Origin of the sequence: Litchfieldia alkalitelluris, from assembly GCF_002153425.1 — a bacterium.
Taxonomy (GTDB): Bacteria; Bacillota; Bacilli; order Bacillales; family Salisediminibacteriaceae; genus Evansella; species Evansella alkalicola.
The window spans coordinates 4122407-4143578 of sequence record NZ_KZ119600.1; the positions used below are offsets into that span (position 1 = coordinate 4122407).

Here is a 21172-nt window from a genome sequence, read left to right on the forward strand (position 1 = left end):
TAAATAACTCTCACATAAAGGGAATTCGACAAAATCCGACTCACTTACACGCTCCATAAACGCAAGAACCGTCCCTCCGTTTGTTTACCGAGTTTTACCACGTGCGTTAGATTTTGCTTTACCTCTTTGTTGTTCATTTGGTAATTTACGATCTGGATTTGTAGGTTCGAAATTAGGTTTTCTACCACTATGTTCAGACATGTTAACTCCTCCATTATTGAGTGTTGTTTGCCATTTAGGAAATTTTATTTCTAAGCTAGAATTCATTTTTCTTCTTGCTGTATTCATTTACTCATGTATTTATTAAGGTACCCACAAGATGATAAACTATGCACCGATCGTAAACGCAGGGACGGTTCTCCCGTTCACAAAACTGTGAACGGAAGAACCGTCCCTGTGTTTACCCTATTTGAGAAATACGTTGATGGTACTCTTTATTACCACTTGGCCACGTTCTGTTATGAATAGGGGCGAGCCTTCTTCGAACTTCTTCCATTAATTCCTCATTTATACTTTCCTTTAACCAACTTATGTTTTTCAAAATATTCGTTTCACTAGCAGTGCTTACTAGTGTAGTGGGTATTTGGGGGTTGGAAGTCGAAAATTGAATGGCTAGCTTAGCAATGTCTTCACCACGTCCCTTACAGTACACAGCTGTTTCTTTACATAATTTTATAATTTCCATATCCGCGGGGTGCCAATCTGCAACAGGTCTATCATTCAGTAGCCCCATCGAAAGTGGAGAAGCATTTATCAGACCAACACCATTTTTTTCTAAGAGAGGTATTAAATCTAACAGCGAAGTATCATTTAATGAGTAGTGACAATACGAAAGAATAACATCTAAGGGCACATCTTTAATTATTTTTGTAAAAACTGGTAATGGTAAGGCAGAAACGCCGTAAAATCTGATTTTTCCAGTTTTCTTAAGCTCTTGCAATGCAAGAATGCCTTCCTCAATAATCTGATTATAGTCACCAAACTCGATGTCGTGTAAAAATAACATGTCTAAGTAATCCGTATTTAATCTGCTCAAACTTTCCTCGACACTTGTCATTATTTTATTGTAGGAAAAGTCAAAATCATCACTACCGTATCTCCCTGCTTTCGAAGATAAGATAATTTCATCCCTTTTTAGCTCAAGTATAGCTTTACCCAACACAGTCTCAGCTTTTGTTAAACCATAATAAGGAGAAACATCAATATAATTGATTCCGTTATCTACAGCTGTTCTTACAGTTTTGATGCCTTCTTTTTCATTAACCTCCCTAAACACTGACCCTAGAGAAGACGCACCAAAACTCAAAGTTGATACAGATAAACCTGTTTTACCTAATTGTCGATACTCCATAACTACACCTACTTTTCTGTGTTGTAAACATGGGGACGGTTCTTGCGTTTACGTTACGACACTGTAATGTTAGTTCACATTGTGTTGTGGATCGTTCACGATGCATCGTTCGATCACACTGCACATTGCTTCGGCTGCCCGCAAGAACAGCCCCCTGTTTATCATCTACCAATGTTTGATTTTCCTATTTTGTGAACGTGAGAACCGTCCCTGCGTCTACCTCCCGCATCGCGTGAACGCAAGAACCGTCCCGCCGTTCACACCCATCTTAGCATACACACCACACTCACTGCGGGTTGATCACGATTTCTACTCTTCGGTTTCGGCTCCTTTCACTTTCGCTGTCGTTAGGCCCTATCGGTGATGTATCGCCGAACCCGAATTTTTCAATCGCCAAGTGGTCCGCCTCTCCACTTGCAACCAGGTATTCAAAAACCGCAGCTGCCCTGTCTTCAGATAACTTCAAGTTATAATCCGGATCACCCACATTGTCCGTGTGGCCGTTAATATGAATGGCCGTACCTTCAGGAAGGGTTCCCAACTCGCCAATAATCTCATCTAACGTCTCTTTCGCTTCTTCCTTCAGCACACTTTCGTCGAAATCAAACAGCAAATCATCTGGAACTTGCAACTTAATTTCCTCTTCCTCTGCAGTAACGTCCACTTCTTCAGGGGTCGTGACGTCAGGAACATCCAATTGCACTAAGTATTCAATGTATTTTTCCCCGTCATCACCAACTTGCACGAGATCCCCCTCGAGTTTTTCGCCAGCCTCACCGTAAGCCTCCTGGACATTATCCCACAGCTCCCAATGGTCACCAAAGCGAATCGGCATATACATTCCTTGCCTCAGACTCGTGTAGCTGACCTTCAGATCAAAGGACCCATCTTGATTTACGTTGGAAAAATCGTGTGCGAATGGCACAATACGGCCATCTTCAAACCGTAAATTCCCCCCCAAACTAGTTCCTTCCACCAGATTACTGCGCCCGTGAAAGTAGATGTAGGAATGGTCCGTTGTTATGTCCACTTCCATCCAAACGTTCGGATCGCCATAATCGTCCGGCCGCTCATACCATTCGGGCACTTCGTTTTCAAAACTGTAAGGAACCTCTTTTCCATCATTCGGATCAAATTCTAATATAGATCTTACACTATAAGTTTGGTTTTGCTGCAAATACACTTGCGGCCCAACTACTTTTTCAAACTCCCTACCATAATGCTCCCTAGTGTCCCCGCCAATCGGGTGACTGAGACTTAAGCGAAGGGAAAACCATTTATCGTGTGTTGGAAATTCAAAATAGAACGATCCATCGTCCTCCACTTTCGTATTGTCCATGTATTTCCCGATATTCATTCCGATCGAACTAGCGCCTGAAGATGTTATTGAAGCACCTGGCAGAATGTTACTCTCCCCGTGTATGATAATGGAATCTTCAGTGACTTCCACTTCGCCACCAATCCAAACCTTGAGGTTGCCAAGATCTTGTTTGTAGTCCTCATCTGCATTGGAGGCTGCACTCCCATCTTCACTGGTTGCTTCGGCGTCTCCCAGTTGTTCACCTTCACTATCATTATCTGTACTATTCACAGGCACACTTCCCTCACCCTCGTTCTCTTCCAACTCCTGTCCGCTGCCATCAGCTTCTTGTCCACCTTCCTCATTTGCTGTGTTGTCACCATCATCATCACTACAAGCTACTGTAAAAAAAAGAAGTACGACAAAAGACCACTTCAACCAATTTTTAATGAGCACTTTTTACACCTCACCGTTATTATGTAATCCATATTCATTGTGTAATTGTCAAAAAATTCCGCTTTTTATATGGTACAATAAGCTGACCCTTTCGAAAATATGAAAAAGGACCTATAAACGCATGTCGGTGTTGCGTTTTTGGTGAACGTGGGGTCACAACATTCTTGCGTTTACAGTGTGTCGCATTTCGTAAACGCAGGGACGGTTCTTCCGTTCACAGTGCATCGCATTTCGCGTTGGGCGGCTTAGGGTTGGGTGGCTTTTGTGATTTGCTAATGCAGTGCGCGACATAGTGCGCTAGCAGCAAGGCGCAAACACAAGAGCCACCCTTTGTTAATTCCCAATCTACTAATCCAGTGACGTGTAAACGCAAGAACCGTCCCGCTGTTCACACTGCTGTTCAAACAAACCCGGTTCACACCTCTGTTCACCGTCAACCCCGCTTTTTCACATTCCTTCTATCAATCCACGTCATAATTCCATCTGTTTCTACGCCACTTTTTCTATCAATCCTCTTTCCAAGAAGCACACACTCAGCACCACCTCTCATCACTTTTCTTCCCTGAGATGTAACTTGAATAACCCGATGGAAACACGATGTCTTCACCCAATTCGGAATGGTTGGCCCACCAGGATAATAGGTTCGCGCTTCCACTAGAACTTCTATCACGTCCCCCACTGCGATGGACGGAACTTTCGAATTCGTAGATTGAGAGCTTTCTTTGGCAGCTTGTTTCAGGTCTTGTTGGGCAACTGGTTGCTGATCTGGCTGTTTGACTAACTTTGTAGCAACAGCAGCAGCTTTGCCCTTGCCCTCAGGTTGAGAAGCAACTGCAACTGCCATTTGAGATGTTGCTCCATCTTGAGCGCCTTCTAACAATTGGGTGCCTCCACCTCCAGCGCCACTTCCACCTCCAATGTCACCCGGGTGCCCACTGGCAAGCTCCCTCCTTACCGCCAATCGAAAACGATCCATATTCTCTCCATGCTTCGGAAACCAGTGCATCACATCGCCATGGTTGCTCGCGATCCCCCGCGCCCGCCCCTCTGAATGACAAAGAATTTCCTTCTCCGTCAGCCCATACATGCGACAAAGCATGACGCAGAGGCTCACCGTATTTTTCCAAACCGCTCGAAAGTAACGCTCATGAACCGCTGGCGCATAGCCAACCATCACGCTGCCCTTCCCGTAAGTGAATCCACCTGGCTCACACATTTCGATGCCAATGTGAGTGTTGTTCGCCGCGCCGCCCGAGTGCCAGCCGCGATGGTTCCATGGCAAATACTGCCACACCTCGCCATCGTCCACAAACGCATGGACGCAAACCTGCCGACTCATCTCGCCGGCCTGATAGGACTTGTTCCACCTGGAAAACCACGCGGCGGCCATGACACCAGGCGTTGCCGTCGAATGGATCATGATCCCCCTCGGCTTGATTTTCCTCCCACTTTTGTAACAATCGTTCTTAACCATCATTTTTTTGGTTAACTTCATTCGTTTTCCCCTCCAGTTTAGTTGTTTAGTTGTTTTTTTGAATTGACGAAGCGTTTCTTGTCTGTTTCTTCATTCACAAATTCATTTTGATGGGCTTTTTGCTGAAAACTTGATGATTCAAGCACTAACGATGACCTAGGTAGGCTGTCTCGGGCTCTTTTTTGGTATTGAATTGGTGAATCTCCCTCTAATTGGTAAAGAAATGTTACCTCCTTTCTATACTTCATTAGCAAAACCTGTTTCTTGCCGCCTCCACTCGAATGTGAAATTGTGAATCGGGTAAAAAGTTTGTGAATCGGGCAAAAATCAGTATAGTAAAGGGAATTCGACAAAATCCCCCCTCGTGAACGGGAGAACCGTCCCTGCGTTTACCTGCGTTTACACCTTCCCCCCCTCTCATTCATATAATAAGTAGGGAAAAACGACCAAAAAATCAGATTTATTTTTGAAAACTGAAAAAATCTTTCCATATGCGTCACATTTCCGCCACAAACTCCCCACATCTTAGGTTCAAATAGAAGAATAGACCCCCTACCTGAGGTGCAGCAGAAAGATAATTCCCAAACCGTGAACGCAGAACCGTCCCTGCGTTCACCACCCGCGCCCCCACCAGATTGTTCACAAACTTGTCACTGATTTTTCTGCGCAAATTTCCTACTTATAGGGTGAAAGGAGGTGGACAAGCATGGACAATCTAGTTTTTTCTAGACTGACGTTATTGTTTGTAACTGGCTACGACGAAGAGGAAACTCCAATTTTTAAAACAAAGCATTATCGCAACATCTCGAACCTAGCTAGTAATGAGGAGCTATTCGCAACAGCCCTCGCACTCTCAACACTTCAGAAGCATTCGTTGGATGCAGTTGAACGTAGCAACACGTACGACTTAGTGGAGTAATGGCCGGGGCCGGGGTCGGAGGCAGGCGAATCTTAGGAATAAGGAGGTGAATGAAGATGGCCAAAAAGCTAGAATTGCAGTTCATTAATGCAGGTGGCAAAAATGTCACTATTTCCATTGATGATCCAATCGAGCCAGTGGACAGCCAAGCTGTTTCACAAGTCATGGACGTGGTGATTGCCAATAGTGTTTTCACAAGTCGCGAAGGATTGCTCGTCCAGAAACGAGGGGCACGCATCGTAGAACGTAAAGTGGAAGAAGTGCAAATCGAATTGTAATCTCGAATCATAGAATCATGTAATCTCGTAATCATGTAAGCTCGTAATTATGTAATCTCGTAATCATGTAATCATTTGGGAGAGGGATTGGGACTGGGACTGAACGTCAGCAGCGCCAACCCTCTCTTTTTAATTGAAGAAAGGAGGAGAGAAGTATGGAGGCATGGCTAAGTCTTGTGGGTGATTACGGTTTTCCCATTGCCGTCACTTTCTATTTACTACACCGCGTTGAGAAAAAACTGGATCAGTTGAATCAATCGGTAATGTACTTAGGGAAGCTCGTTCAAATGGGCAACGAGGAGACAAACGCCTTGAAGCGACAAGTGGCCATAAAACCCGTTGGTAAGTAAACAAAGGGACGGTTCTTGCGTTCACAAAAAACAACGCAAGAACCGCCACAATAGTATAATTATTGATTTCCTTTTTTCACCCATTCTGCCACAGTAACTGTTCGTCTCGCTTGATGTTTCACAGCTTCGTGAACGTCTTCAACCATTTTTCCATCTTGACCAACTGTTACACTAACTCCGTATGGATTTCCTCCAGAAGTGAATTGAACAGGATCCGTGTAACCAGGCGATGCAATGAGCGCACCCCAGTGATGCATTGTCGTGTATAGGTTTAAGATTGTTGCTTCCTGACCACCGTGAGGGTTTTGAGCCGAAGCCATAGCACTCACTACTTTATTGACAAGCTTTCCGTTAAACCATAAACCACCTGTTGTATCTAGGAATTGTTTCATTTGTGCTGGCATGTTCCCAAAACGAGTTGGTACACTGAAAATAATCGCATCTGCCCACTCAAGATCATCTAAAGTAACTTCAGGTACATCTTTCGTTGCTTCCACATGCGCTTTCCAACCTTCATTTTCATCAATGACTTCCTGTGGAGCAAGCTCAGGCACTTTTAATACTCTTACTTCAGCACCGAGTTCAGTTGCACCTTCTTCTGCCCATTTTGACAATTGGTAGTTTGTTCCACCCATACTATAATAAACAACTACTACTTTTACGTTTGACATTTCATTCGACTCCTTTGTTTTTCCAAATAGTTTATTGATAATTCCCATTTCAAAATTCTCCTTTATTAATTAATTGCATTTAATCCTATTTGATAAGAACCACCTCCATTGAAAATGATTCCCTTTCATGAATTACTTGTTCATGTTCATGTTCGTTTACTTCTCCAACAGCTTCTACTTTTAATTCGTTTATCTTTAATTCGAGATATCAGTGCTGGTTTTGCAAAAAATAAAGTGTACTGTCTTATATACTTCAGTTTCATTTTTTCTCTATTTCGAGATATTTTCACTACTTTTGCCAAAAAACAAGAATACAGTCTTATATACTTCGGATTCATGTTCCTCTATTTCTAGATAACCCCGCTAGTTTTATAAAAACCTAAGTATACAGTCTTATATAATTCAGTTTCATTTTTCTTCATTTCGAGATAACCCCGCTAGTTTTGTAAAAAACTAAGTGTACTGTCTTATATACTTCGGTTTCATTTTTCTCTAATTCGAGATATCTACTCTTTTTTTTCGCCAAATTGACGCTTTAAATATCTCAATTCCATTCATCTTTAATTCGAGATATCCGCGCTGTTTTTACATAATAAGCATTTATCTACGCAGTTTTCACAAAAGAATCATCGTTGTCTTGGCCTCTAAAAATTAGTTGGCCAATTGACAGCAGCTTGCTACCATTCAAAACTAAGTAAACAGCCATGATCAGTAGAACAAGATCGTAGGCATACCCATCTAAAAATCCTGCGGCAAATTGTACAGTCACAATTGCACCAATCATGATCAACCCTATCAAAGCAGAAACAATTCGCGTTCCGATACCTAGGATCAAGGCAATTCCCCCAACTAGTTCAATCGTTGCTACAACGTAAGCCAGTGCTCCTGGTAAGCCGATACTTTCGAACCAGCCTACAATATTTTCAATTCCACCTTGGAATTTAGAAGCACCATGCGCTAGGAACACAATCCCTAACATGACACGCAATAATAGTGCCCCAATTTCATTTTTGTCTGACACACCGCTCTCCTCCTACACAATCAATATTTTTAGCATGAATCAAATATCACTATTTAGTATATTATCATTTAATATATTACGAATTCAAGATATTTGTTTTAGAAAAAAATAGTATCATGGTTTTACCCTTGATTTTACTAACAAATTGCCTAACTTTCTTTTCAACGAACCTCCAGCTTTCCCAAGTTTTCTTCAATTAATCCTCGATGGGCTTCATACTGCTGAGGTAACATCAAGTTTTTCCCCATCGTTTCATGAGTTTCATCATGGGAAAAACCAGGTGGATCCGTCGCAATCTCAAACAATAATTCCCCCTGCTCCCTAAAGTAAATGGCATTGAAATAGTTTCGGTCTTGCACTGGTGTAACCCTATAGCCAAAGTTTTCAACAAAAGCCTTCCACGCCAGTTGATCTTCATCATCACTCGCTCTCCATGCAATGTGATGGACTGTCCCAACTCCCATTGATCCACGGGCCACAGGAGATCGCTTCAGATCAATGATGTTTCCAATATCTGCAGTTGAGCGGTAGCGAACCATGTCTCCCTCTTCTGCAATCAACTCTAACCCCATCGTTTCCACTAACAGTTTTGCTGTTTTCTCAGGGCGAGTCGAGAATAGAGTTGCGCCCCCGAATCCTTTAATGGCAACGTCTGAAGTTACCCCTCCAGAGCTCCACGTATTGATATCCCCCTCTTCCCTTTCCACGATCTCCAGTTGAAGTCCATGGGGGTCATCGAACTGCAAATATTGCTCACCGAACCGCTTTGTTTTTCTAAAAGAAACGTTATGCCTCTCTAATCGCTCTTCCCAAAACTCCATAGCCCCTCTAGGAACAACATACGATGTGACGCCAACCTGTCCACCTCCAATTTTGCCTTTGTGAGCACCAGCCCATGGGAAAAATGTGATAATTGTCCCTGGTTTCCCGCCTTCATTCCCAAAATAAAGATGATAAGTCCCAGGGTCATCAAAGTTAACAGTTTTTTTAACTAAACGCAGCCCTAATACCCCAGCATAGAAGTCTACATTCTCTTGCGGGTGCCCAACAATCGCCGTGATATGATGAATCCCCATCGTTTTTCTACTCACTTCCTTGCACTCCTCTCAATTTAAATTAATTTAGAACAAACCTACTTTTTGAAAAAATGTAGTGTTACGTTTGGGCAAAAATGTTGTGTTGCGTTTTGAAAAAAATGTTTTGTTACGTTTTGAAGAAAATTGAGTTCTACTGTTTTTGAAAAACTAAGCTCCGAAGTTGTCTTTAATTAATATATTACTAATTCGAGATATTATTTTAAAAAAATTAGAGTTCTAAGCCTTGAGCATGATACCCTAACTTTTTTAACTGTTCGATCAAGTTCTTCTTTTCATCCAAATCTAGACCTGCGCAAATTTCTTGAATCGCAGTTTTATGTTTTGGAAAAATCTCATTCATTAGTTCAGTTCCATCTGTCGTTATTGCAGCATAGGTAATACGGCGGTCTTTTGGACAAGGCTTTCTCTCTAGGTATTTCTTCTTTTCCAACTTGTCGACCACATATGTTATACTGCTGCTCGCAATCAATACTTTATCACCGATTTTCTGAATGGGCTGCTCACCTTTGTTATAAAGCAACTCAAGAACGGCAAATTCCGTTGGATTAAGGTCAAAACTCTTTATATCTTCTTCCACACGTTTTTTTATTGACTGCAATGATCGGGATAAAACAACAAATAACTTTAATGACAAATCCTCGTCTAATTGTTTATTGTTTTGAATATCCATAACAATCATTCCTTTTTTATTGTCTCGAATTCGAGATAATTATATAACAATTTATTTTCTAGTGTCAACCTAAAAACACAGGGACGGTTCTTGCGTTCACAAAAACGCAAGAACCGTCCTTTTTCTGTCTCATCTGTGTGTGGTCTTCACTACCATTGCATATCCTGCACTTACTACTTACTACTTATATCGAAGTCCGCCACCCATTGGATTCCCTAAGTGATGGACCTCCCCCAATGATTAAGGACCTACGTGAACGGAAGAACCGTCCCTGCGTTCACTCTAACAAAAAGCTATCAAGTAATTCACGCACTTCGTCTGTTGACTCTGTGTTCATTAATTCGTTTCTTAAGCCGCTCGCTCCTCGGAAGCCCTTAACATAAATCTTAAAAAAGCGATGAAGAGCCTTGAACGGGCGCAGCTCTAAGCCTGCATATTTATCATGGAGATCCATATGCAAACGCAAAAGATCAAGCAACTCCTTACTGGTATGATCTTTCGGCTCTTTTTCAAAGGCAAATGGATTATGAAAAATTCCGCGGCCAATCATAACTCCATCAACCCCATATTGGTTGGCGAGCTTCAAACCAGTTTGACGATCAGGAATATCCCCATTGATCGTCAAGAGCGTGTCGGGCGCCACCTCATCGCGAAGTTTTTTAATCTCGGGAATCAATTCCCAATGCGCATCAACCTTGCTCATTTCTTCCCTTGTCCGCAAATGAATGGAGAGATTAGCAATATCTTGTTTCAGAATGTGCGTGAGCCATTCACGCCATTCGTCTACTTCTGTAAAACCAAGCCGAGTTTTTACACTCACAGGAAGCCCTCCAGCCTTTGCTGCCTGTATTAACTCTGCAGCGACATCTGGGCGCTGGATAAGGCCACTTCCCTTCCCGTGCCGCGCCACATTGGGAACTGGGCACCCCATATTGATATCGATACCCTTAAACCCAAGTTCCGCCATACCAACACTCATCTGCCGAAAATTCTCAGGCTTGTCCCCCCATATATGGGCCACAATCGGCTGTTCGTCCTCCGTAAATGTCAACCGCCCGCGCACACTTTGGTTCCCCTCTGGGTGACAATAACTCTCACTATTTGCAAACTCCGTAAAGTACACGTCTGGCCTCGCTGCTTCACTAACTACATGGCGAAAAACAACATCTGTCACTTCTTCCATTGGTGCTAGTATAAAAAATGGTCGTGGTAAATCACGCCAAAAATTTTCTTTCATATCTATATTCAAATCCTCTCGTGATGTAAATGTGTTAATTGGGCAGGTTTCACTTAGGTTATTCTGCTATCCCTTCGCTGGCTTTCTATCTCAGAGAAAAAATCCAAGTAAAGATTTATAAGTGTAAAAGTCCCTGCTCCTTTTACACTTATACCATGCTTAAGCACCGAGTATCAAGATGAGCGTGACTTTTTAGTGAACGCAGGGACGGTTCTTGCGTTTACATAAATAGGTGCTCAGCCAACTAATCTCACTTGTTTTATCTTTGAAGAGAGTGGAGGCTAATCGAACGCGAAATCTTGATTTTACATGAAGTTCGCGTGAGATAAGGGTTTAATCGAACGCGAAATCGGGATTTTACATGAAGTTCGCGTGAGATAGGAGTTTAATCGAACGCGAAATCGAGATTTTACATGAAGTTCGCGTGCGATAGAGGGCCGATCGAACGCGAAATCGGGATTTTTCCTGAAGTTCGCGTGCGATAAGGTGCTAATCGAACGCGAAATCTTGATTTTTCCTGAAGTTCGCGTGCGATAAGGTGCTAATCGAACGCGAAATTGGGATTTCACCTGAAGTTCGCGTGAGATAGGAGGCTAATCGAACGCGAAATCGGGATTTTTCCTGAAGTTCGCGTGAGATAGAGGGCCAATCGAACGCGAAATCGGGATTTTACCTGAAGTTCGCGTGAGATAGGGGGCTAATCGAACGCGAAATCGGGATTTTTCCTGAAGTTCGCGTGAGATAGAGGGCCAATCGAACGCGAAATCGGGATTTTACCTGAAGTTCGCGTGCGATAAGGAGTTAATCGAACGCGAAATCTTGATTTTACTTGAAGTTCGCGTGAGATAGAGGCCCAATCGAACGCGAAATCGGGATTTTACCTGAAGTTCGCGTGAGATAATGGTCCAATCGAACACGAAATCGGGATTTTACATGAAGTTCGCGTGAGATAGAGGGCCAATCGAACGCGAAATCGGGATTTTTCCTGAAGTTCGCGTGAGATAGGGAGCTAATCGAACGCGAAATCTTGATATTTCCTGAAATTCGCGTTCGATAGGGATCTAATCGAATTCGAACGCGAAATGAGCACCTACGGCCACACCCACTTGCGTTCGTGTTCCCCCACCACCCCACTTCGTAAACATCAGAACCGTCCCTACGTTCACCCACCCCTGCACTCCGCCCCGCCTTTCAAAAAAACAACATTTTTCGATAAAAAGTTCTTGTACTATTTTTCCAAGTATACTAAACTAGTAAATGCGGATATATAGTATTGCAGATAAATAAAACAACTACATATTGTGATATACCAGTAGAAATGGTGCTGTTACGGCTTAATAGGGAATCTGGTGAAAAACCAGAACTGTCCCCGCAACTGTAAGTGCAGACGAAATAAGTAAACCCACTGTCGAGAGACGGGAAGGACTTAAAGTAGAGGAAAGCACGAGTCAGGAGACCTGCCATTTTTATTTTCTATTATCTTCCTCGGGAGTTGGGAAGGTGGAATGAGGGTATGATGAGATAGAAGCAAGTGCTAGGTCTATATTTGCTTGTCCTATCTAATTTATATACTAATTCTACTTTTTAAAATCCATCTTCGGAAAGAGATGGATTTTTTTATATTCCCAAAAGCAAAACTTCAATGCTATTTCACCGCGAAAGCAAAAAAGTATTAATGGGTAATGAACATTGATCACAAAAGGAACTAACATAATTCCCCATCAGCAATCAGCACTATACTATCAACAATCTCTTTAATCAGGATTCAGCATTAAAATATCTGCAATCACTTTAGCAAGCAGCACTAAGGATTCAGCACTATACTATCAGCAATCACTTTAACAAGCAGCATTCAGGATTCAGCATTAAACTATCAGCAATCACTTTAGCAAGCAGGATTCAGCATTCAGGATTCAGCACTAAATTTATCAGTAATCACCATTCACATTCGCAACCTGTTATTACCATTCGCAGTCAGCAACCTGCAATCACCAAATTAGTAATATCCATTAACAATAAACAACTATTCAAGGGAGATGGATTAGATGACTATCGAAATCGAAACAAAAACTGAAACTTACGAGTACAACATCATTAAGGAAATTACAACGAAGTACGAACTGGACGATTCATTTTTACAAGAAGAAAAACTGAAAAAGCTAGATGGCCCTTCCATGTTTTCAGAAGTGCTGCACTATGCTCTAAATAGAATCTCAATGTCTGAGCCAGACTGGACATATGTGGCTGCACAAGTTCATTTGCAACAGTTATATGCAGAAGCAGCAAAGGTACGTGGATATAACCACTATTCCACAGCGTATGGAGATTTCTATTCTCTCATAAAGAGATTGACCGATATCGGCATTTATTCTAGCAATCTACTAAATGACTATACAAAAGCAGAAATTAAGGAACTAGGAAGGGCGATTGATCCAGAAAAGGACCACCTATTCCAATACGTTGGCCTGTTTTTACTGGCAGATCGCTATCTAGCTAAAGATTATGAGGGGAATTATGTGGAGTTGCCTCAGGAACGCTTTATGATTATTGCGATGACATTAATGAAAGATGAGAAGAAGGAACGACGAATAGAATTGATCCAAGAGGCATATTGGGCACTGAGCAGCTTAAATATGACAGTGGCAACACCAACTTTAGCTAATGCCGGAAAAAGTTATGGTCAGCTATCTTCCTGCTTTATCGACACCGTCGATGATTCATTAGACAGTATTTATTTGAATAATTGGGATGTTGCGCGGCTGAGTAAGGATGGCGGTGGCTTAGGAATTTATTACGGGAAAGTCCGTGCTTTAGGCTCTGATATAAAGAAATTTAAGGGGAATTCTTCTGGAGTGGTTCCTTGGATTAAGCAAATCAACAATACTGCAGTCAGTGTCGATCAGTTGGGACAAAGGCAAGGTGCGATTGCGGTTTACTTAGATGTTTTTCACAAAGATATTATGAATGGCTTCCTTGATTTAAAAACAAATAATGGTGATGAGCGAAGGAAAGCCCATGACATTTTTACTGGCGTTGCTATTCCCGATTTATTTATGAAACAACTTGAAGAAGTCGATGAAAATGGAAAAAGCATTGGCGAATGGCATACGTTTTGCCCACATCAAGTGAAGCAAATCATGGGTTGGAAGGACAATGACGGGAACGCACTTGGATTAGAGGATTTCTATGATGAAACAGACAATGAATTTTTTACGAAAAAATATGAAGAGGCTGTTAATCATCCAATGTTGCCACGAAATACGTATCGGGCGATGGACATTATGGCAAGGATCATGGTTTCACAGCTTGAGACAGGGACCCCATATATGTTTTATCGAGATGAAGTCAACCGACAAAACCCGAATAAACACATAAACGGCCAAGGGCGAACATCGATCTATTGCAGTAATTTATGTACTGAAATCGCCCAAAATATGTCTCCGACTTCAACGGTGAAAGAGTATCAAGATGACGAAGGCAATATCGTTATTGTTAGAAAACCAGGGGATTTCGTCGTATGTAATTTGTCGTCAATTAACCTTTCCAAAGCAGCAGTTTGTGCCGACACGTTAAAGCGGGTAATTAAGATTCAAATGAGAATGCTCGACAATGCCATCGACTTAAATACGATTTCTGTTGGACAAGCAGAAATGACAAATAAAAAGTATCGAGCCGTAGGATTAGGGACATTCGGCTGGCACCACCTTCTTGCACTTCGAGGACTATATTGGGAGACAGAAGAGGCCGTGGATTATGCTGACCAACTCTATGAAAACATCGCTTATTACACGATTCACGCATCGATGGAGTTATCCAAGGAAAAGGGAGCCTACTCTTGTTTTGAAGGCTCGGAGTGGGATTCTGGAAAGTACTTTGATCGTCGAAGCTATGACTCGGAGCGCTGGTCTAAATTACGCCAGGAGGTTCACCAATATGGCGTCCGTAATGGCTGGATGATGGCCGTTGCTCCGAATTCCTCTACGGCAAAAATCGGTGGTTCAACGGACGGAATTGATCCATTATATGCAGTGGAGTTCGCGGAGGAAAAGAAGAACTTTAAGTTTAAAGTAACCGCTCCAGATTTAACTTATCAAACCTATGCTTTTTATAGAAAAACAAGGCATGCACTCGATCAACAATGGAGCATTCGTCAAAACGCAGCTCGACAGCGCCACGTGGACCAGGGAATCAGCTTTAACCTATATGTTCACCATGAAATTCGAGCTAAGGAATTATTGAATTTACATTTGGAAGCTTGGAAGCAGGGCTTGAAAACGACCTACTATGTTCGAAGCACATCTCAAGGAGAGATCGAAGAGTGCGAGGCTTGCCACAGCTAACTTGTGAAGGCTGGTAGGCTGCAAACACACAGCTCAACGATGAAAAAACGGGAGGAAAATTGAAGATGAATGTGAATACACCTATGGAAAAAATAAAGTTGCTGAACCCTGAATACCCAAATAAATCAACAGGAATTATCAACGGACAATCATCGGGATTGCTGAATTGGAATGATATTGCCTATCCACAAATGTACACCCTTTATGAAACATTGCTTTCGAATTTCTGGAAAGCACAGGAGATTAATATGCAAGATGACATCAAACAGTGGGACAAGCTGAGTGAGGAGGAGCGCGATGTGTTTTTACGGATAAACACGCAGCTCGCTTCCCTTGACAGCCTACAAACACCAACGATGAGCCAAGCGATGGATTACGTAACCGACTCGAGTTTTAAAGCAATATTTGCAGTCATTTCACAGCAAGAAGCCGTGCATAATGAGTCTTATTCGTATATATTAAGCTCACTCATTCCACTGCCGGAGCAAAACGATCGCTTTAATCAGGCAAAAAGCGATCCTCTTATTCAAAAGAGAAACCAGCTCATTCTAGATGCATATGAGCAATTCAGACAGAAACCATCACCGCAAAATTTACTAGCACTAGCGGTCAACTCCATCGTACTGGAGGGAATTTATTTCTATGCCGGTTTTGCGTTTTTCTACCATTTAGCGAGAAAACAGCAGATGTTAAAGACAAGTACGATGATTAGTTACATTCAACGGGACGAAATGCAGCACGCCTACTTTATGGCACAATTTATTCGCGCACTCTTAACGGAAAACCCAAGTCTCCATACGCAGGAAAACATCGATTACATTTATAAAGTGATTGGTGAAGCAACTGCACTCGAAAAAGAATGGGCTCATTATATTTTAAAGAATATCGACGGAATAGATTTACAAGAATTTGACGGTTATGTGGAGTACCTCGCAAACAAAAGACTGCGTCAGCTTGGGCTATCAAACCTTTACGAGGAAAGGGCGAACCCAATGCCTTGGATTCACGTGTTCAGCGATGAGATGATGAATCAAACAAAATCTGATTTTTTCGAGCAAAAGTCCAGAACGTATTCAAAGGTCAGCCAGTCCAATGGATTTGATGAGCTTTAAGGAAATATTTTGTGATCAGCTAAATGGAAATTTTTGATCGACAATAAGGAAGTTGGTTCGATGAGTTATAAGGAACAGATTTGGTGAGCGATAAGGAAATTGGTTCAATGAGTTATAATGAACAGATTTGGTCAGCTTTAAGGAAGTGAATCCGTTGAGCTATAAGAAAATAGATTCTCAGAAAAAAGTGGTGATTGTCTACTCTTCCATCACTGGAAATACGGAAAGTTTGGCAACGGAAATCTATCACTATTGCACGCTTTTCCAGCAAAACGTAACGATGAGTAACATCAGCGATTTCACCTATCACCAGCTAATAAATGCCGATGCTGTTCTAGTCGGGACGTACACATGGGGAGATGGAGAGCTTCCAAAGGAAATGCTTCCTCTCTATCGCGCCTTTGAAACTATGAAACGAAAGACATTAGTTACTGGGGTTTTCGGTACAGGGGATAGCTTTTACCCTAACTTTTGCGGAGCAGTAAACGAATTTCGCGACATGCTCTACGAAAAAACAAGTTTAGCCGCTACATTAAAAGTCGAATTACTACCACAGTCAACAGACTCTATTCGATGTGAAAAATTTGTGCAAGCTGTCTTAAGAAAGTAGCTTGCACATAGGTAAAGGTGGGTGAACATGAAGTTCGCGTAAGGTAGGGGGCTGATGTCACGCGAACTTGAGATTTGGCTTGTCATTCGCGTGCGACAAGGGGTTAATCGAACGCGAATTTGTGATTTTACCTGAAGTTCGTGTGAGATAGGCGTCTAATCGAACGCGAAATCGGGATTTTACCTGAAGTTCGCGTGAGATAAGGGGTTAATCGAACGCGAATTCTTGATTTTACCTGAAGTTCGCGTGAGATAAGAGGTTAATCGAACGTGAAATCTTAAAATTACCTGAAGTTCGCGTGAGATAGGAGCTTAATCGAACGCGAATTTGGGATTTTACTTGAAGTTCGCGTGAGATAAGAGGTTAATCGAACGTGAAATCTTAAAATTACCTGAAGTTCGCGTGAGATAGGAGCTTAATCGAACGCGAATTTGGGATTTTACTTGAAGTTCGCGTGAGATAAGAGACTAATCTCACGCGAATTTGTGATTTTACCTAAAGTTCGCGTGAGATAAGAGCTTAATCGAACGCGAAATTATGATTTTACAGGAAGTTCGCGTGAGATAGGAGCTTAATCGAACGCGAAATCTTGATTTTACCCACAGTTCGCGTGCGATAGGGTCTAATCACATGCGGAAAAGAGAAGAACTCTCGACTATAAAAACATAATGCTAGTTATTTCAAAACAACACTAAAATAGTCGGCAGGATTAAGGTGCATTCCCCTTTATCCTGCCGACTTTTCACATTACCATCACCTTGTAAACGCAAGAACCGTCCCTGCGTTTACCAGCCCGTGAACATCAGAACCGTCCCCCCGTTCACTCCCCCACTCCAATAAATATATCTCTGCTTGTTTACCTATTTTTAACCTTTCGTTGCTAATATTTGAATGATAGTTTGTATTTTTGTAAGTTCCTATTAAAAATGAGAGGGAGAATGGGATGCAAAAAGCAGGAGGGTTAAACAGACTGGCTAGGAAATTCATTGTCATGTTGTCGTTCATATTTGTTTTTGGGGTATTAGGAAGTAGTCTGATTGTATCTGTTGGACAGGCAGAAAGCACATCGAGCTCATCAGCTACAACGAGCACAGCAAACAACTCATCCACATCAAACACACCAATCATTATTACTAATGCAGAAGGCTTGAACGCCATTCGGGATAATTTAGATCGAGATTATATACTCGGTGCTGACATCGATCTAACTAGTTATCCAAACTGGGAACCTATCGGCAATTTTAGTAGTGATAATAGATTTACTGGAAACTTCGATGGGGCAGGTTACAAGATCACTAACCTAAACATCGACCGGCAAAGCCAAGACTATGTTGGACTATTCGGATATGTTGAAAATGGAGTAATTAAAAATGTCACTCTTGAAAATGTAAATGTGAAGGGAAAGAACAACGTAGGTGGTATAGTCGCACTCCTTGATGGTGTTAATAGTCAACTAGAAAACGTCCACATATCTGGTAGCGTAGTTGGAGGAAGCTATCTTGGAGGACTTGTTGGATATGTGAAGTTTGGTAGTATCCAAAAAAGCAGTTCCAGTGCATCTGTTACCTGTTTACAAGAATATAATTGTTATGCAACTGGCGGATTAGTGGGGGATATAATACCTTCTAACACTTCTCCAACCATCAATGAAAGCTTTGCGACTGGTGATGTTACAGGAGTAAGTAGAGTTGGTGGCCTTGCGGGAGTTGTCGGTCAACGCGTTATAGTAAAAAATTCCTTTGCATCAGGTAAGGTCGTTGGTATAGATGTTGTAGGAGGACTCGTCGGCTCCAACAGTGCTCCTATTGTTAACAGTTACGCCGTTGGAACCGTAAATGGGGAGTCAAATCCTGGTGGGTTAATAGGAATAGGTTCTACTGGTTCATCAATAACAAACAGTTTTTATGACTCAGAAACATCTGGCCAATCGGACACTGGTAAAGGAGTGCCTAAGTCCACTGAAGAAATGCAGGACAAGGGTACATTTACGGGATGGGATTTTTCAACAGTATGGTTTATGCCATCAGATAACTACCCACAATTACAATGGGTCAACAACCAAGCGCCACCTGCACCGTTATATGTCTTGGCTGTTCAGGTCTTCGATGATATACGAGTCCCGATTGGAACAGACTTAAGCACCATCTTTTTTCCTGAGGAAGTCCGAGTCATCTTAAGTAATGAGCACAAAATTAACGTTCCAGTCGAATGGGACGCAGGCACACCTATGTTTGACCCAAATATGGTAGGAGAATACACCTTCAATGGAACAATAACCTTGCCTGAAGGAGTTACGAACCCTGAAAACCTAAGTTCTAGTCAAAAAGTGCGTGTCTCAGCCGATGAACAGGCGCCATTATACGTCGCAAATGTGGAAAGCCTCGAAGACCTTGAGGTGGTATTCGGAACTGCTTTAGACGATATCCCCTTCCCTAACGAAGTGGAAATAACCCTTAGCGATGAGAGTACAATGACAGTTAATGCGAACTGGGTTAGTGGAAAACTTGAGTATGATCAATATCAACCAGGACCATACGAATTCATGGGAGAACTAGTTCTGCCAGAACATGTTGGAAACCCAGATCATCTAGCTGCTAGCTTAACCGTCATAGTTTTGCCAGCACAGCCCCAATCATTAACCGTGGATTCTGTGGAAGAATTGGCGCCAAATACAGTCGTTTATGACACGGACAGGGATTCCCTCCCCCTCCCTGAGGAAGTGGAAGTGACCCTAAACGACGGCAGCAAGCTGACGGTGGAAGTGGCGTGGGACGATGGTGCACCAGCTTATGTCAAAACGACGGCGGGCGAGTACCAATTCGTAGGCGCACTTCATTTACCTGAAGGTGTGACCAACCCTGAGGAACTTGTGGCAAAAATAAAAGTGGTTGTTCTTCCACTTCCAAAAGCAACGGACGAAGAAGAAGAGGAAGAAGAACTAGAGGAAGAATTGGAAGAAGATGCAGATGACGAGGAAGAGGAATCAGCAGGAAAAGTTGGTTCAACTGACAATAAAAAAGAGAGCGGCAAAAAGCTCCCTGCTACTGCTACTAACCTATTTAACTTACTTCTCATAGGAACTTCACTTCTCATAATAGGTGGCCTACTGTTCTTTATCCGTAAAAAGAAAGCTACATTATAAGTTGCGTGGGTGAACATGGGTGAACACGGGGACGGTTCTTGCGTTTACACAAAGACGCTAGAACCGTCCTATTTTTATTACCAAAGTTTCCATCGAACGCGAAAATGGGATTTTACCTGAAACTCGCGTGAGATAGGAGCTTAATCGAACGTGAAATTGGGATTTTGCTTGGAATTCGCGTGCGATACGAGGTCCAATCGAACGCGAAATCGTCAGTTTACTTGAAGTTCGCGTGCGATACGCGGTCCAATCGAACGCGAAATCGTCAGTTTACTTGAAGTTCGCGTGCGATACGCGGTCCAATCGAACGCGAAATCGTCAGTTTACTTGAAGTTCGCGTGCGATACGCGGTCCAATCGAACGCGAAATCGTCAGTTTACTTGAAGTTCGCGTGCGATACGCGGTCCAATCGAACGCGAAATCGTCAGTTTACTTGAAGTTCGCGTGCGATACGCGGTCCAATCGAACGCGAAATCGTCAGTTTACTTGAAGTTCGCGTGCGATACGCGGTCCAATCGAACGCGAAATCGTCAGTTTACTTGAAGTTCGCGTGCGATACGCGGTCCAATCGAACGCGAAATCGTCAGTTTACTTGAAGTTCGCGTGCGATACGCGGTCCAATCGAACGCGAAATCGTCAGTTTACTTGAAGTTCGCGTGCGATACGCGGTCCAATCGAACGCGAAATCGTCAGTTTACTTGAAGTTCGCGTGCGATACGCGGTCCAATCGAACGCGAAATCGTCAGTTTACTTGAAGTTCGCGTGCGATACGCGGTCCAATCGAACGCGAAATCGTCAGTTTACTTGAAGTTCGCGTGCGATACGCGGTCCAATCGAACGCGAAATCGTCAGTTTACTTGAAGTTCGCGTGCGATACGCGGTCCAATCGAACGCGAAATCGTCAGTTTACTTGAAGTTCGCGTGCGATACGCGGTCCAATCGAACGCGAAATCGTCAGTTTACTTGAAGTTCGCGTGCGATACGCGGTCCAATCGAACGCGAAATCGTCAGTTTACTTGAAGTTCGCGTGCGATACGCGGTCCAATCGAACGCGAAATCGTCAGTTTACTTGAAGTTCGCGTGCGATACGCGGTCCAATCGAACGCGAAATCGTCAGTTTACTTGAAGTTCGCGTGCGATACGC

General features: G+C 42.7%; 16 protein-coding genes and 1 riboswitch. Of the genes, 7 read left to right on the forward strand and 9 right to left on the reverse strand.

Translation table 11 applies throughout. The annotated features are described in order from the left end of the window. Positions 1-400: 400 nt before the first annotated feature. From BW724_RS19470 to BW724_RS19485, 4 genes are all read right to left on the reverse strand, one after another. Complete coding sequence (locus tag BW724_RS19470; protein WP_088076785.1) at positions 401-1351, reverse strand: aldo/keto reductase; 951 nt, start codon at positions 1349-1351, stop codon at positions 401-403. A gap of 286 nt (positions 1352-1637) precedes the next feature. Further along, positions 1638-3107 (reverse strand): OmpA family protein, encoded by a 1470-nt coding sequence (locus tag BW724_RS19475; RefSeq protein WP_088076786.1) that lies wholly within the window; start codon positions 3105-3107, stop codon positions 1638-1640. Between the two features lie 433 nt (positions 3108-3540). Beyond that, positions 3541-4602 (reverse strand): peptidoglycan recognition protein family protein, encoded by a 1062-nt coding sequence (locus BW724_RS19480; protein WP_088076787.1) that lies wholly within the window; start codon positions 4600-4602, stop codon positions 3541-3543. 17 nt (positions 4603-4619) lie between these two features. Beyond that, positions 4620-4829 (reverse strand): hypothetical protein, encoded by a 210-nt coding sequence (locus tag BW724_RS19485; RefSeq protein WP_140355020.1) that lies wholly within the window; start codon positions 4827-4829, stop codon positions 4620-4622. Positions 4830-5287: 458 nt separating this feature from the next. Between BW724_RS19485 and BW724_RS19490 the strand changes: the two genes are divergently transcribed. The 3 genes from BW724_RS19490 to BW724_RS19500 all read left to right on the forward strand — a co-directional run bounded on the left by BW724_RS19490 (position 5288) and on the right by BW724_RS19500 (position 6128). After that, positions 5288-5500 carry a DUF1659 domain-containing protein gene (locus BW724_RS19490; RefSeq protein WP_088076789.1) on the forward strand — a complete coding sequence of 71 codons (213 nt, stop codon included), beginning with the start codon at positions 5288-5290 and terminating at the stop codon, positions 5498-5500. Between the two features lie 56 nt (positions 5501-5556). After that, positions 5557-5778, forward strand: coding sequence for a DUF2922 domain-containing protein (locus BW724_RS19495; RefSeq protein ID WP_088076790.1), 222 nt, complete (start codon positions 5557-5559; stop codon positions 5776-5778). A 155-nt stretch (positions 5779-5933) separates the two neighbouring features. Next, positions 5934-6128: a YvrJ family protein gene (locus tag BW724_RS19500; RefSeq protein WP_088076791.1), complete on the forward strand. Its 195-nt coding sequence runs from the start codon at positions 5934-5936 to the stop codon at positions 6126-6128. 59 nt (positions 6129-6187) lie between these two features. Here BW724_RS19500 and wrbA read toward each other — a convergent pair whose 3' ends face one another. From wrbA to BW724_RS19525, 5 genes are all read right to left on the reverse strand, one after another. Then, positions 6188-6847 (reverse strand): NAD(P)H:quinone oxidoreductase, encoded by a 660-nt coding sequence (wrbA, locus tag BW724_RS19505; protein WP_088076792.1) that lies wholly within the window; start codon positions 6845-6847, stop codon positions 6188-6190. Between the two features lie 556 nt (positions 6848-7403). Next, positions 7404-7820 (reverse strand): DoxX family protein, encoded by a 417-nt coding sequence (locus BW724_RS19510; RefSeq protein ID WP_088076793.1) that lies wholly within the window; start codon positions 7818-7820, stop codon positions 7404-7406. Between the two features lie 161 nt (positions 7821-7981). Further along, a complete protein-coding gene (locus tag BW724_RS19515) occupies positions 7982-8911 on the reverse strand; it encodes a ring-cleaving dioxygenase (protein ID WP_088076794.1) in 930 nt (309 codons plus the stop codon). Positions 8912-9125: 214 nt separating this feature from the next. Further along, positions 9126-9587 (reverse strand): MarR family winged helix-turn-helix transcriptional regulator, encoded by a 462-nt coding sequence (locus BW724_RS19520; protein ID WP_088076795.1) that lies wholly within the window; start codon positions 9585-9587, stop codon positions 9126-9128. A gap of 277 nt (positions 9588-9864) precedes the next feature. Further along, positions 9865-10824 carry a tRNA dihydrouridine synthase gene (locus BW724_RS19525; RefSeq protein WP_088076796.1) on the reverse strand — a complete coding sequence of 320 codons (960 nt, stop codon included), beginning with the start codon at positions 10822-10824 and terminating at the stop codon, positions 9865-9867. Between the two features lie 1302 nt (positions 10825-12126). Then, positions 12127-12304: riboswitch (cobalamin riboswitch) on the forward strand. 565 nt (positions 12305-12869) lie between these two features. Here BW724_RS19525 and BW724_RS19530 point away from each other — a divergent pair. From BW724_RS19530 to BW724_RS19545, 4 genes are all read left to right on the forward strand, one after another. Continuing rightward, entirely contained in the window at positions 12870-15164 is a 2295-nt protein-coding gene (locus BW724_RS19530; protein ID WP_088076797.1) for a ribonucleoside-diphosphate reductase subunit alpha, read from the forward strand. Positions 15165-15229: 65 nt separating this feature from the next. Then, entirely contained in the window at positions 15230-16276 is a 1047-nt protein-coding gene (locus tag BW724_RS19535) for a ribonucleotide-diphosphate reductase subunit beta (protein ID WP_088076798.1), read from the forward strand. A 154-nt stretch (positions 16277-16430) separates the two neighbouring features. Next, on the forward strand, positions 16431-16886 hold the full coding sequence (locus tag BW724_RS19540; RefSeq protein WP_235849024.1) for a flavodoxin domain-containing protein: 456 nt from the start codon (positions 16431-16433) through the stop codon (positions 16884-16886). A 943-nt stretch (positions 16887-17829) separates the two neighbouring features. Continuing rightward, positions 17830-20028 (forward strand): Ig-like domain-containing protein, encoded by a 2199-nt coding sequence (locus BW724_RS19545; RefSeq protein ID WP_088076799.1) that lies wholly within the window; start codon positions 17830-17832, stop codon positions 20026-20028. The last annotated feature ends 1144 nt before the right edge of the window (positions 20029-21172 follow it).